Source organism: Acinetobacter sp. ANC_7654, from assembly GCF_056779855.1.
Genome location: NZ_JBWYIR010000007.1, coordinates 83,241 through 97,145 on the forward strand (window position 1 = coordinate 83,241; position 13,905 = coordinate 97,145).

A 13,905-nucleotide genomic window follows, 5' to 3' on the forward strand; every position below is an offset into this window, starting at 1 on the left:
TAATATTTCTATCTGAAAACAATAGTGTAAATTTGGTTTATCCAAGGAAAGACAAATTCGTTATGAAACTTCAAACAATCGCTTGCGCGGTAGCCATTGCCACTGGTGGTTTATTTTTTGGTCATACAATTAATGTTGCGATCGCAGCGAATGAACCAGCGGTTCAACAGGTTCAGAATATAAAGCCCACACAAGAACAAGCTTTAGTTTCAAGACAATTAGCAACTTTGGTGGATCGTCAGCACTATTTAAATATGCGTTTAGATGCTACGACCTCACAACGTATTTTTGATATGTATATTGATAGTCTTGATCCTGACCATAGCCTTTTCTTGGCAGATGAAGTGGCAAACTATAAGAAAAAATACGGACCAACTTTTGGAGCGGCGCTCAAAGCGGGTAACCTTGAAGGACCTTATGCCATTCACGCTCAATATCGTGATCGTTTAAAGTCATTCTATGAGTTTATGTTGGCGGAGTTAAAAAAACCGCAAAACCTAAATCAACCTAATGTGTTTATCGAGTCTGATCGTGAAAAGGCTCCATTTTTCAAAAATAAAGCTGAGCAAGAAAATCAATGGCGCAAAATGCTGGTGTCTCAGTTAATCAATTTAACGATTGCTAAAGAAGAAGATTTGGCTAAGCAAAAAGCGCTGAAAGATGATCCTTCTTTAGCAGCAGGGCAAGATCTCACTTCAGCTGAAGATTTAACGCCAGTTCAGACTTTGACCAAGCGCTATATGCGTCAATTAGAACGTATGAAGCGTACAAAAAGCGATGACGTTTTAGAAAAAACGCTCAATGCTATGTTAGCGACTTATGACCCGCACAGTAATTATTTCCCACCAATCGATGCAATTGAGTTAAATCGTCAGACCACATTGCAGCTTGAGGGGATTGGTGTGTCGATCCGCCCAGAACGCGGGAATGAAGACTATACGCGTATCGAGACGATCGTAGATGGTGGTCCTGCGTTTAAGACAGGACAGGTTAAGTCTGGTGATCGTATTATTGGTGTCGCGCAAGACGGTGACAAAATGGTCGACGTCATTGGATGGACCAGTTCTGAAATCGTTGGATTGATCCGAGGTAAGCGTGGGACTAAAGTCACCATTAAATTGCTCGGACCTGGAGCATCTATGAGTCAGGCACGTACCGTAACTATCGTACGTGATGTGATTCAAGAAGAGGATGCAGGTGTACGTTCAAGAACAGTAGAAATTGTACGAGATGGCAAGAAACATAAAGTTGGGGTAGTCGAAATTCCATCGTTCTATTACAACTACCGTGCCCGTCGTGCTGGTGAAAGCTATCGTTCAGTATCTGAAGATACCAATAATGCATTGAAAAGTTTAGCTGCGCAAAATGTCGATGGCATTATCGTCGATCTTCGTAATAACCCTGGCGGTTCACTCGAAGAAGTGGCAAAAATGATTGGGCAAGTGATTAAATCTGGTCCAGTGGTTCAAATTCGGGATGGGAATGGTAACGTCAGTGTCTTCGAAGATCGTGATGGAGGCGCTCAAACCTACGCAGGTCCATTGGCTGTCATGGTGAATCTGGCTTCTGCATCAGCAAGTGAAATCTATTCAGCTGCTGTGCAGGATTATGGTCGTGGGATTGTGATTGGAAGTACTACGACAGGTAAGGGTACAGCTCAAGTTCAATTGGACAGCTTAGCGTATGGTCAAGCGACATTGACGCAACGAAAGTTTTACCGTGTTACTGGTGGAAGCACACAAAATAAAGGGGTTGTGCCTGATATTCAATTGGTTGATATCTACGATGAAGAGTTTGGGGAGCGTAAAGCTAAGAATGCTTTAGAGTGGGATACCATCCCTACAGCTCCTTTCAAACGTGAGGGAGAAGTGCAAGCCTTTGTACCAAAATTAGCTGCTCATTCAAAACAGCGTGTTGCGAATGATATTCAATTTAAGTATTTAGAAGCGCGTAAAGCGATTTCGCAGAAAGCTAAAGAGAATAAACAAATCGTGTTGGATATCGATCAACGTAAAGCTGAACTCATCGCTTTGGAAAAAGAAACGTTGGCAGGAGAAAACAAACGCCGTATAGCAATGGGTAAAACTGCTTATCCAAATTGGGAAAGTTATCAGGCATCGATGGAAGCTTTGGCTGAATCGCGTGCTAAGATGAAAACTAATCAACGCCCACCTTTACCTGAAGAAGAAGCATTTGTCACTGAATCAGCTCATATCTTGCTCGATTACATTGCCTTGCAAAAATAAAAATATTTATTGTTAAGTTTTACTTAAAAATGGCGTATTTCGATACGCCATTTTTTATGGATATCGCCGAAAAACAACTTGACGTTCAATGAGATGGTGATATTGTTGTAGGCGACAAATGCTCATTAAAAAGTTGAACCTTCTTACATTTATTTGCTGTACTTTTGGGGTTTAAATAAAATAAAAACAGGTTCAGGTACGGATAAGTCTCTATATGATTCATATGAGTTACGATTATGCAATGGTGGCGGGTTCTGCTGTGGCGGCAGTGATCGTCTGCTTTATTGCTATTTCATTTGAACAACTCATTAGTACCCACAAAAACCCAGTTGGTCAAAAAGTGCTGCTCGGTGTAAGTGGCATGATATTTGGTCTTGCGATTTGGGTCATGCATTTTGTTGGAATGCTGGCTTGTCATTTACCCGAAGATCATAGTTTCGATATAGGTTTAACGCTATTCTCTTATGTGATCGCAGCTCTCGCTTCAATTTTTGCCATATGGCTCACGACTAGATCTACACTTCCTTTAGCTAGATTAGTTTTGGGTGCACTTCTGATGGGTTTCGGTATTTCAGGTATGCACTATACTGGAATGGCGGGATTGATCGTTCCCAACTACATTATTCGTTATGACACCATTTTGGTGATTTTTTCTGTACTGATTGCTGTATGTGGTTCAGGATTGTCATTCTGGCTGATGTTTAAATATAAGCGTACCTATCACAATAAATTGGCTTTCAAGCTTGCTGTGGCATTCATGATCGCTTTTAGTATTGTGGGAATGCATTATATTGGTATGGCGGCTGCGACTTTCCAACCCGTGGATGCCAAATATGCAGCATTGAATCAACTCCATGAAGGTCAAGGTTTATTACTTTTTGTCATTATATTTGTCACCTGCTTGGTTTTAGTGGTCAGTTTTTTTGTCGCTATTTTAGAATTACGACTTGAAGAGAGAAATCAACAACTAATCAAAATGAATAAGGAATTGGAAAGCCTTGCCCTTCAAGATAATTTGACCAAACTTCCAAATCGACTTTTTTTGCTTGATTACACCACTTCATTATTTTCACTTCACCAATCTAAAGATCATAAAGTTGCATTCATTTATATTGATTTGGATCGTTTCAAGGCAGTAAATGATGCTTTTGGACATCATATTGGTGATCAGCTTTTAGTGAATTTAGCACATCGACTTCATGCATTACTCGAAAAAAACCAAAAATTAATTCGTATTGGTGGTGATGAGTTTTTATTGGTTGTTGAAGACTTTTCTACAGACCAAATTGATCAAGTTGCCAATCTAGTATTGAGTAAAATCCAAGAAGGCTTTGTGATTTCTGGGAAGGAAATCAATATCTCAGCAAGTTTAGGTGTGGTCTATTATCCAGATCATGGTGCTGATTTACATGATTTGTTGGTGAATGCTGATGCTGCAATGCTGATGTCCAAAGAGCAAGGTCGCAATACTTACAGTGTGTTTAACTATTCATTAGATCAACAAGAAATCGCACGTAGCCAATCAAAACTTATTAATGATTTGTATCGTGCTGTTGAAGAACAACAATTCATTTTATTTTATCAGCCGAAATTCACAGCAGATTTTAAAATTTGTGGCGTTGAAGCTTTAATTCGTTGGAAGCATCCAAGTCTAGGACTTCTAGCACCAAATATGTTTATTGAGGGTGCGGAGCAAACAGGTCTTATTATTAAAATGGGCTACTGGGCTCTTGAACAAGCGTGTATACAGATTCAAGCTTGGCAAAAAAAGAAATTGCCTTTCTGTCCGATCGCTGTAAATTTATCAGCTGTACAATTTGAACATAAAGCGCTGGTAGATACATTAAGATGTTTAATCATGCAATACCAGATCGATCCAGCCCATTTAATTATTGAGATTACTGAATCGACAGCAATGCATCATATCGATGTCAGTATTCGTACTTTTGAGAGCCTACGTAATTTGGGGATTGGGCTTGCGATTGATGATTTTGGAACTGGTCATTCTAGCTTCTTATATTTAAAGAATCTCCCGGTAGATGAGCTTAAAATTGACCGTGAATTTATTCGAAATCTTTCACCCAATACTAAAGATGAAATTATCTTAGAAAGTATTATTGTATTGGCTAAACGTTTAGGTTTGGTGGTGACAGCTGAAGGCGTTGAAACTCAAAAACAAGCCGATATCTTAAAACGTTTAGGTTGTCAGCAATTACAAGGCTATTTATTGGGTATGCCATTACCTGTGGATCGTTTAGAAAGCACATTTAAGAACTATTAACTTCTGGTCAGTTTCTGATTCATCACATTCACATTCGGTATTGATCTGCTACAATATCGCCAATTTTTATTTTGATCTTTTTTGATCTTCTAAACTGCATGTCTGCAGTAGGTGTTATTCATGAGCTTTAAGCAAGAGTTAGCGGAGCAAGTTGCTCAGCGACGTACATTTGCCATTATTTCCCACCCCGATGCGGGTAAAACCACAATGACGGAAAAGTTATTGTTGTGGGGGCAAGCGATCCAAGTTGCAGGTATGGTAAAAAGCCGTAAATCTGACCGTGCTGCGACATCAGATTGGATGGAAATGGAAAAAGAGCGTGGTATCTCGATCACGACCTCTGTGATGCAGTTCCCTTATAAAGACAAAATGATCAACCTGCTCGATACACCGGGGCATGAAGATTTCTCTGAAGATACATATCGTACCCTTACAGCCGTAGACTCAGCGTTGATGGTGATTGATGGTGCGAAAGGTGTCGAAGATCGTACTATTAAGTTAATGGACGTGTGTCGTATGCGTGACACACCAATTATTTCATTCGTCAACAAAATGGACCGTGAAATCCGTGAGCCGCTTGAGCTCCTCGACGAAATCGAAAATGTCCTGAAAATTAAATGCGTACCTTTAACTTGGCCTTTAGGTACAGGCCGTGACTTCGCGGGTGTTTTTAATCTGATCGAAGAAAAATTCTATGTCTATAAAGCAGGTTTTGGTTCAACCATTACAGATATTGAAATTCGTGACGGTTATGACCATGCTGACCTTCGTGAAAAAGTCGGTGAATTAGCTTGGGCTGCATTTGAAGAGTCACTAGAATTAGTTCAAATGGCAAATGAACCGCTTGATCGTGAAGAATTCTTAGCAGGGCGTCAAACTCCAGTATTGTTTGGTACAGCGTTGGGTAACTTTGGTGTAGACCATGTCTTGAATGCATTTAGTGAATATGCACCACCACCAAAAGCACATCCTACCCAAGACCGTAAAGTTGAAGCGACTGAAGAGGGTTTCTCTGGTTTTGTCTTTAAAATTCAAGCCAATATGGACCCTAAACACCGCGATCGTATTGCTTTCATGCGTATCTGTTCAGGCAAATATGAAAAAGGCTTGAAAATGAAGCATGTGCGTATTGGGAAAGATGTGCGTATTTCAGATGCATTAACGTTCTTGGCGGGTGATCGTCAGCATTTAGAAGAGGCATGGCCAGGCGACATTATTGGTTTACACAACCATGGTACGATTCAAATCGGCGATACTTTCACTTCGGGTGAAAACTTGCAATTCACAGGTATTCCTCACTTCGCTCCTGAAATGTTCCGCCGTGTTCGTTTAAAAGATCCTTTGAAATCAAAGCAACTCCAAAAAGGTTTAAAAGAGCTTTCAGAGGAAGGTGCAACTCAGGTATTTATGCCACAAAACAGTAATGATCTTATTGTCGGTGCTGTGGGTGTTCTTCAATTTGAAGTTGTAGCTTATCGTTTAAAAGAAGAATACAAAGTGGATTGTATTTACGAGCCTGTGAGCATTAATACAGTTCGTTGGGTTTCATGTCCAGATGAGAAAAAATTTAATGAATTTAAGAAAAAAGCACATGACCAACTTTCAGTTGATGGTGGTGGGCATTTAACGTACTTAGCACCTAGCCGTGTCAATTTACAATTAATGCAAGAGCGTTATCCTGATATTGTTTTCCGTAATACACGTGAACATTAATTTTGCTTGAAAATGTAAAACAGCTTCCTCGTGAAGCTGTTTTTGTATCAGAATAACCAATGCTTTAATTTTGGTTGATTCTTGTGATTACTCTAAATTTACAAAAAAAACGATTGCGTATTCTTCTTGCTACCTTAGTCATTGGGGTGGCATCTTGTGAAAAACAACCAGAGTCTACGACACAAAAGTCAGGGCAGTCTGCCCAAGTTAAAAACGCTGATGTGTTACCATACTTAAATGATGACGCGTTTCAATTTGAGATAAAGAGCGAAAATTGTACAAAATCGGTCTGCGAAAAAATTGAAATTTTAAGTCTAAAAACAGCAGATCAGTGGGTCAATCAACAACTTAACAACCATTTGGCTTTTGTGATTCAAGATCAAATCAATGAAAAAGAAAAATTGAGTTTGGATCAATCCATCGAAACCTATATAAGTCGATCTGAATCATGGATGAAGGAGTTTTCACTGAATCAGCCTTATGAGTTGGATATACTGACGCAAGTCGCCACCCAACGAAATCAATATGTGTTGATCCAATTCATCGTAAACACAAAACAAGCTGAAGTGATCGTTAAAGATCGTGGTTACTTTATGGTATTGGATCGAAAGCAGAAAAAAGTTTTACAGTTGCAGGATGTGATTCAAAAGAACCAAATAAATGATTTTGAAAGAATACTTCAGTTGTCCTATCAAAAATGGTTAAAGGCCCAGAGCAGTGAAGTGAGAAGTATCGCTCCAGTGAATCTCAGCTGGCAAAATCAGGAATGGTTCTTTGATGGTGAAGGGATTGGTGTTCATATTCGCGCGAACGAAATTGTCAAAGGTGGTGAGCAATTGGATATCTATTTGAATCATGCTCAAACCAAGCAAGTGGTTGTGCCGCAGATCTTCCAAAAGATGTTTTGAAATATTACAAATATTGTAATGTAGCATATACAATTGCAGTTAAACCCATACAAACGAAGCTTGAGCTATCAATTTCATCGGGTTAGGCTTAAATCAATGATAAATGACCGTTTCTCCTCAAGGTTGTGAGATGTTAAAAAATAAAATAGTTTGGACTGTATCTGTACTTACTGCCGCAATTACGCTGAGCGCATGTCAGCCAAAAGGGGACGGGCCTAAAGAGTTACCTGACACTCAAACTCAAGCAGCATCGGAAGTTCAGATACTCGTGCTTCAGGGTGAAACTGAAAAAGTGCCTGTTCGGTTGGTAGAATGTGATGGTAACAATTGTCCAGAAATTTCAATTGATCGATTGAGAACGAATCAATTTGTGTTAGATGGCTTAATTGATCAAGCGATTATCAAAAATTTACAAGAAACGCTAGAGTTGTTCGAACCTGAGCAGACGCTGTCTAAAGACAAAGATACTCAAGCCGCAAGTGAAGTTGTTGAATATAAAACTGCAGCGCAGTTACTTGCAGAGCAGATTCAGCCCTATATTGATAACTTTGTGGGTTTAGATAAAGAGTTAAAGCACTTGGGGGTTGGACATCAAATTAGTTTGAGTATTAGTCCTAAAATTTTAAATTCACAAGGACCACTTGCAACCGTCGTATTGAATACGAGTAACTATTTAGGAGGTGCACATGGTTCTTCTTCACAAACTTACTTTAATTTTGATTTGAAACAGCAGAAACAAGTGTCACTGGATCAAATTTTAGTGAAAGACCAAAAGAATAAATTAAATCAATTGGCCCATGAAGAATTTAAAAAATGGGTCATAGATTCGCAGTTAGCAGATAACGTTGAAGAGTATGAAGAGGCTTGGAAATTTAAACTCACTGATAACTATTATTTGGGTAAAAAGGGTTTAATTCTTCAATACGGTGAATATGAAATTGGTCCTTATGTGGTGGGTTTGCCAAGACTCACGATTCCTTATGAAAAGCTAGAGGGTGTGATTAAACCTGAAATGCTGGAAGCTGTTCATCCTGCGGTTCAAGTTGCTGTACCTCAAGCTGCAGGTGAAGCAAAATAACATGCCCATGCCACGTTTGTTTGATACGCATACGCACTTTGATGTAGAAGTTTTTGACTTCGATCGTGAGCAACTTGCGTATCAAGCTAAACAGAAGGGAGTGGATGCCCTTGTATTGATCGGGTTTCAACACCAACGCTTTCATACACTGATTGAAACACACCATTGGTTAAATGGTTTAGATCAGGCACCGAGGAGTTATCTCGCTCCTGGTCTACATCCTTTTTATATCGAACAACATCAGCCTCATCATCTAGACGATTTAAAAAAAATTCTTGAAGTACAACAATGCATCGCCGTTGGTGAAATTGGTTTAGATACTTTTCTCAAGCAACATAAGCAGTCGGAAGTTTTCGCTAAGCAACAGGATTTTTTTGCGCAACAACTCGATTTGGCTCAACAATTTAAGCTTCCTGTGCTGTTACATATTCGTAAATCTCATGCTGAAGTATTAAGACTGTTAAAAGCAAAGCAATTTGTTCAGGGAGGTATCGCCCACGCATTTAGTGGAGGGGTAGAAGAAGCAAAGGCATTTATTCAACTTGGATTTAAGTTAGGGGTCACGGGACAGATTACCAATCCCAATGCTAAAAAATTACACCAAATAGTTCAGTATGTTGGCATTGAACATCTGGTCATTGAAACAGACTGTCCTGATATGACGCCATTATGTTGTCAAGCTTCAACTGAACACCGTACCCGTAATACCCCACAGAATTTAATTTATGTTTTAGATGGTTTGGCACATAGTCTAAATACGAGAGTCGAAGACATTGCGCAACGTGTTTGGGAGAATAGTGTGTCTGCACTCAACTTAAAAAATGAACTGAAATTGTCGTGAGTTCAAAACTCTCTATTCCTCTGAAGTTTTGCTAAAATACGCCTTTTCCAAATAGTGTTAGAGCAATATGACTGACTTAGTTCATGATGATGAATATGAACGCCGTTTTACCGGTGTAGCCAAAATTTATGGCGAAGAAAATTTTCAGCATTATGAAAACAGTCATGTCATGGTGATCGGTATTGGCGGTGTTGGCTCTTGGGCTGTCGAAGCTTTGGCTAGAACAGGTTTGGGCGAGCTCACATTAGTGGATATGGATTCTGTTGCAGCATCAAATATTAATCGTCAGTTACCTGCGATGACATCAACATTAGGTCATGAAAAAATTGAAGTGATGGCAGAGCGTTGTCGCCAAATCAATCCACGTATAAAAATCAATTTAATTGATGATTATCTAACGCCTGAAAATGTAACAGAGATTTTGAGTTCAAATCCAGATGTTGTGTTGGATTGCATTGATGATGTCAAAGCAAAACTCGCATTGATGCTACATTGTCGTTTCAATAAAGTCCCTTTGATTGTATCTGGCGGTGCTGGTGGTAAATTAGATCCACTCAAAATTCGGGTCGCAGATTTGTCAAAAACAGAATACGACCCGATGCTGGCAAAATTAAGAAGTCAGTTGCGCTCAAAAGGTATCTGTAAAAAGCCGAAAGAGAAGTTTGGTATCACCTGTATTTATTCGGTGGATAATCCTTTTTCGAATGCTGATGTTTGTGCAAGTGCCGGGTTAAGATGTGGGGGCTATGGTTCAGCCGTGGTGGTGACATCAAGTTTTGCAATGGTAGCTGTGGCTGAAGTGTTAAAACGATTAGACTCGATTCAAGCAAAATAAGCCTAAAAGTGATTATCAAAAAAGGTCTCTATCAAGAGACCTTTTTTACTGATGATATTTGTTTATTCAGCATTGATTTTTAAGCTTTCTTGTTCAGCATGTCTTTGAATGGCTTGTTGCATACCGATTAAGGCATTTTCAATATCTTTTAAGGTTTTCGCATTACCCCCACTCAGGGCTTGTCGCCATTTTCGTGCACCAGGAAGGTTTTGAAATAAGCCTAAAATATGACGTGTAATCACTGAAAGTGGCGCACCATCAGCTAAACGTTTTGCAATATATGGCATCATTTCCTGCATGATCTCAAAACGATCAGGTGCTGACAAATTCCATAATTGTCCTAGTTCAGCCAGTAGATAAGGATTGTGATAAGCCTCGCGACCAATCATGACACCATCCACATGTTGTAAGTGTTGTTGAGTTTCAGCAAATGTTTTGATCCCACCGTTGATTTCGATCAATAGTTCTGGGCGATCTTGCTTTAAGCGATAGACATCTTCATAACGTAAAGGCGGAATGTCCCGATTTTCTTTTGGTGACAAACCTTGTAGTAAAGCAATGCGTGCATGCACGATAAAATTTTGACATCCCGTTTTTGCAACGGTATCGACAAAATGCAGCATCTCCTCATAAGATTGCATATCATCGATGCCGATTCGGTGTTTTACCGTGACGGGGATATCAACTGCATTTTGCATTTCAGCAATACATTCAGCAACCAGGTCAGGCTCAGCCATGAGGCAAGCACCAATTTTATTGTTTTGAACGCGATCACTAGGACAACCAACATTCAAATTGATTTCATCATAGCCCCAATCTTGAGCCATTTTAGAGCAGGTTGCGAGGTCTTTAGGATTTGATCCACCAAGCTGTAACACAATAGGGTGTTCTTCTTTACTGTAATCTAAATGACGGGCTGCATCGCCAAATAAAATTGCGCCTGTGGTTACCATCTCGGTGTACATGATGATATTTGGATTGAATAAACGTGCAAAAAAGCGGTAATCACGAGTCGTCCAATCCATCATGGGTGCGACGGAAATTCGAGGCTGTAAGGATTGGATCGACGACATAAGAAAACCTAATCTTGAAGACGAATAAGAGAGCAGGCGATTATACGTCTTCAAGCTTAAATTCGATAGTGTTGATCAGATGTTGCTAATAGAATGCTAGTTTGAATATTTCTACAAGCCTACTCAAAATTTAATTTAACTACAAAATTAGATTAATTTAAAAAAATTAATTATAAGGGTTCTTTCATAAATCATTTTTTACTCAGTTCTAAATTATAAATCCCTGCGATTAAACTGAATCTTAATCCCAATCTTTTGCCTCGATTACGATATCGCTCAGCAAGGATTTTGAAGCTCTTCAAAGTCCCAAATACATGCTCAATCCCAATTCTTCTTTTATTGATTTCTTGATTGTAAACTTTTAGCTCAGGTTCTAGTTTACAGTGCTTTTTTGCTTTTAATGGCAATAGACTATTTGGATACACCGTATAAATCCCTTGATAGCCTTTATTTGCAAGGATAAAAGACCCTTTAGGAATTTGATTCAGGTTGCGTTTGAAGAGCTCGAAATCATGTACTGTACCACGACTCGTGCATAAACTCAGAATTTGCTGAGTCTTATAGTGGATGATGGCTTGTACTTTAAAAGTATGTGCCTTCTTCTTACCACTATAGCTTTTCTTCTGTTTTTTTAGGTCTTTGTATTGAAATTTCTGTGGCATCTACGATCACCACATTCCAGTCGATACCTTCGCCTTCAGGCAAACTCTTGGGTAAATTAAATAGATTGGACTTGATCAGGCAATCCTCTACGTGGCGGACGATTCTTGAAGCAGTAGGCTCTGACACACCATAACTCGTTGCGACATGAAACAATGTTCGATATTCACGCCAATAACTTAAGCACAGAAGGATTTGATCTTCTACACTTAACTTAGATGGTCTACCTTTAGCAGGTACAAGCATTTTTAGCTGTTCAGCCATTAAATCAAAGGTTGACCATGAGATGCCTGTATATCGCTTAAACTGTGTTTCAGAAAGCTTCTTTGAGTCGATGTATTTCATTCGCAAATTATGCATGAATATTTAAGATTATTCGGTACAAATAGTCAGCAAGGGATAGATCGTTTTTTGATTTATGAAAGAGATCTATTGTTAAGTTTTTATAACATTATACTTGATAAAAAACTCAAAATAACCTAAATTTGTGATGTATTTAACACAAAAAACACTAAATGTATAAAATAATTCTACTTGCTTCATTTGCTTCGCCTATTTTTGCTGCACAGGAAGATAAATTAGTTCAAGAAGACGTGCGACAAGTACAAAGAATTAGCGAATTAGAAAAAAAGCTTAAAGATGAGACTATAATTTTAGCTCCACAGAAAAAGTTAAATATAATAAGTCGTCAAAATGTTGTCGTACTAGATGAACTATGTTTTGAAATAAAAAAACTTCACATTATTATTAATGATCCACTTCAAAGTGAAAAATATAATATTTTTAATGATTTAATTTATGCTTTAAATCAACCAAATTTTATAATTGGACAATGTATTGGCACTCAAAGCCTTCAAAATATTTTTAAATATGCTCAAAATGAGCTGATCAAGAAGGGACTGATTACAACTCAAGTTGTCGTCAATCCACAAGATTTGACTCAAGGTCATTTAGTTTTAAATATTCACATCGGTCGAATTAATCAAATAATCTCCAAAGATCAATCGATATCTAAAAGAGAAATATGGAGTGCTTTGCCATTTAAAAAAAATGAAATCTTAAATTTAAAAAAGATCGATCAAGGTTTAGAAAATTTAAAACGAGTCACTAATCGCGATGTTGATATCAAAATAGAGCCAGCAGTATCTGATGATGGTACAGAAATGATTGGCTATAGCGATCTTATCTTGACCTCTAGGCCTTATAAAAAAATTGGATTGAATTTGAATGTTGATAATTCAGGTTCTAAAAATACAGGAGAATATATTGGATCTTTGGGTATAACACTCAATAATCCATTAGGTTTGAATGATGTCCTTAATGTCAATTTGAGCCACTCCTTAGATAACTGGGATAAAAATTTTAATGAAAGCTTTTATGCAAACTACTCTTTTCCATTAAAAAATTATGAACTATCTGCTACTTACAATGAATATAATTATGAACAACAAGTAGCGGGTTTCGATAAACCTATTTTATATAGTGGTAAAACCAAACAAAGTAATCTCTCTCTTTCACGCATGATCAGTCGTGGTGCACATCATAAAACCAATTTTTATACCAAGGGTTACCATAAAGAAAATCAAAATTTTATTCAAAACCTAGAAGTAGGTGTTCAACGCAGAGAAACGGCCGGATGGAATGCTGGCCTTCAACATCGACAATATCTAGGCAATGCACTCGTTGATTTAAAAATTGATTATCGACGCGGTACAGGCGCACTAGGAGCGCAAGCAGCGCCAGAAGAAAAAATCGTTGATATTTATAACAACCCATTACCTGTTGAGGGTTACGCACGCGCTCCAATTTGGAGTGCTGATATTCGTTACTCTCAACCCTTTACTATCTTAGACCATCCTGTTCAATACCGATTAAATTGGCGAGGACAAGTTGCACCTAAAATTCTAGTTCCCCAAGACCGCTTTTATATTGGTGGACGATATAGTGTTCGAGGTTTTGATGATGTGCTGATGTTGTCAGGAGATAACGGTCATTACGTACAACAAGAATTGAGTTGGAATACCTCTTATATTCCTTCCACACAATTTTATGCAGGCATAGATCAGGGTTGGGTAAATGGTCGTAATAGTTATTCTGGAAAGCGCCATTTAATAGGTAGCGTATTGGGTCTTAGAAGTTATTTCAAAGGCATCTATTTAGATGCCTTTGTGGGTCATGGTCTGGAAGCACCTGAGATTATAAAAAAAGAGTGGGTTACAGGCTTTAGCTTAAATTTTTCATATTAATCAAAAAATACTTAGGATTTTAAA

11 protein-coding genes are annotated in these 13,905 nt (G+C 38.4%); 8 read left to right on the plus strand and 3 right to left on the minus strand.

Going from position 1 to position 13,905, the window contains the following annotated elements:
• Positions 1–62 precede the first annotated feature (62 nt).
• From AC1M86_RS09215 to AC1M86_RS09245, 7 genes are all read left to right on the plus strand, one after another.
• Positions 63–2,246, plus strand: coding sequence for a carboxy terminal-processing peptidase (locus AC1M86_RS09215; protein WP_481607807.1), 2,184 nt, complete (start codon positions 63–65; stop codon positions 2,244–2,246).
• A 214-nt stretch (positions 2,247–2,460) separates the two neighbouring features.
• Entirely contained in the window at positions 2,461–4,527 is a 2,067-nt protein-coding gene (locus tag AC1M86_RS09220; RefSeq protein ID WP_481587571.1) for a putative bifunctional diguanylate cyclase/phosphodiesterase, read from the plus strand.
• A 120-nt stretch (positions 4,528–4,647) separates the two neighbouring features.
• On the plus strand, positions 4,648–6,240 hold the full coding sequence (locus AC1M86_RS09225) for a peptide chain release factor 3 (protein ID WP_035265298.1): 1,593 nt from the start codon (positions 4,648–4,650) through the stop codon (positions 6,238–6,240).
• Positions 6,241–6,323: 83 nt separating this feature from the next.
• Positions 6,324–7,148: a hypothetical protein gene (locus AC1M86_RS09230; RefSeq protein WP_481607808.1), complete on the plus strand. Its 825-nt coding sequence runs from the start codon at positions 6,324–6,326 to the stop codon at positions 7,146–7,148.
• A gap of 130 nt (positions 7,149–7,278) precedes the next feature.
• Positions 7,279–8,226 carry an RsiV family protein gene (locus AC1M86_RS09235; protein WP_481607809.1) on the plus strand — a complete coding sequence of 316 codons (948 nt, stop codon included), beginning with the start codon at positions 7,279–7,281 and terminating at the stop codon, positions 8,224–8,226.
• 7 nt (positions 8,227–8,233) lie between these two features.
• On the plus strand, positions 8,234–9,067 hold the full coding sequence (locus tag AC1M86_RS09240; protein ID WP_481607846.1) for a TatD family hydrolase: 834 nt from the start codon (positions 8,234–8,236) through the stop codon (positions 9,065–9,067).
• Between the two features lie 67 nt (positions 9,068–9,134).
• Positions 9,135–9,902 (plus strand): tRNA threonylcarbamoyladenosine dehydratase, encoded by a 768-nt coding sequence (locus AC1M86_RS09245; protein WP_481588691.1) that lies wholly within the window; start codon positions 9,135–9,137, stop codon positions 9,900–9,902.
• A gap of 62 nt (positions 9,903–9,964) precedes the next feature.
• Here the strand turns inward: AC1M86_RS09245 and dusA are convergent, their stop codons facing one another.
• The 3 genes from dusA to AC1M86_RS09260 form a co-directional block, all read right to left on the minus strand.
• Positions 9,965–10,975 (minus strand): tRNA dihydrouridine(20/20a) synthase DusA, encoded by a 1,011-nt coding sequence (dusA, locus tag AC1M86_RS09250; RefSeq protein ID WP_481607810.1) that lies wholly within the window; start codon positions 10,973–10,975, stop codon positions 9,965–9,967.
• Positions 10,976–11,166: 191 nt separating this feature from the next.
• Positions 11,167–11,637, minus strand: coding sequence for a transposase family protein (locus tag AC1M86_RS09255; protein WP_481607811.1), 471 nt, complete (start codon positions 11,635–11,637; stop codon positions 11,167–11,169).
• Positions 11,585–11,980: a transposase family protein gene (locus AC1M86_RS09260; RefSeq protein WP_481607812.1), complete on the minus strand. Its 396-nt coding sequence runs from the start codon at positions 11,978–11,980 to the stop codon at positions 11,585–11,587. The genes AC1M86_RS09255 and AC1M86_RS09260 overlap by 53 nt, the downstream gene beginning before the upstream one ends.
• A gap of 170 nt (positions 11,981–12,150) precedes the next feature.
• Here AC1M86_RS09260 and AC1M86_RS09265 point away from each other — a divergent pair, with 170 nt between their 5' ends.
• Positions 12,151–13,881, plus strand: coding sequence for a ShlB/FhaC/HecB family hemolysin secretion/activation protein (locus AC1M86_RS09265; protein WP_481607813.1), 1,731 nt, complete (start codon positions 12,151–12,153; stop codon positions 13,879–13,881).
• Positions 13,882–13,905: the final 24 nt, after the last annotated feature.

Excerpts from the sequence above, each read along its gene's own strand:
- AC1M86_RS09220 (WP_481587571.1), top strand. The coding sequence starts at position 2,461 with ATGATTCATATGAGTTACGATTATGCAATGGTGGCGGGTTCTGCTGTG.
- dusA (WP_481607810.1), bottom strand. The coding sequence starts at position 10,975 with ATGTCGTCGATCCAATCCTTACAGCCTCGAATTTCCGTCGCACCCATG.
- AC1M86_RS09240 (WP_481607846.1), top strand. The coding sequence starts at position 8,234 with ATGCCACGTTTGTTTGATACGCATACGCACTTTGATGTAGAAGTTTTT.
- AC1M86_RS09245 (WP_481588691.1), top strand. The coding sequence starts at position 9,135 with ATGACTGACTTAGTTCATGATGATGAATATGAACGCCGTTTTACCGGT.
- AC1M86_RS09255 (WP_481607811.1), bottom strand. The coding sequence starts at position 11,637 with ATGCCACAGAAATTTCAATACAAAGACCTAAAAAAACAGAAGAAAAGC.
- AC1M86_RS09265 (WP_481607813.1), top strand. The coding sequence starts at position 12,151 with ATGTATAAAATAATTCTACTTGCTTCATTTGCTTCGCCTATTTTTGCT.
- AC1M86_RS09215 (WP_481607807.1), top strand. The coding sequence starts at position 63 with ATGAAACTTCAAACAATCGCTTGCGCGGTAGCCATTGCCACTGGTGGT.
- AC1M86_RS09235 (WP_481607809.1), top strand. The coding sequence starts at position 7,279 with ATGTTAAAAAATAAAATAGTTTGGACTGTATCTGTACTTACTGCCGCA.
- AC1M86_RS09260 (WP_481607812.1), bottom strand. The coding sequence starts at position 11,980 with ATGAAATACATCGACTCAAAGAAGCTTTCTGAAACACAGTTTAAGCGA.
- AC1M86_RS09225 (WP_035265298.1), top strand. The coding sequence starts at position 4,648 with ATGAGCTTTAAGCAAGAGTTAGCGGAGCAAGTTGCTCAGCGACGTACA.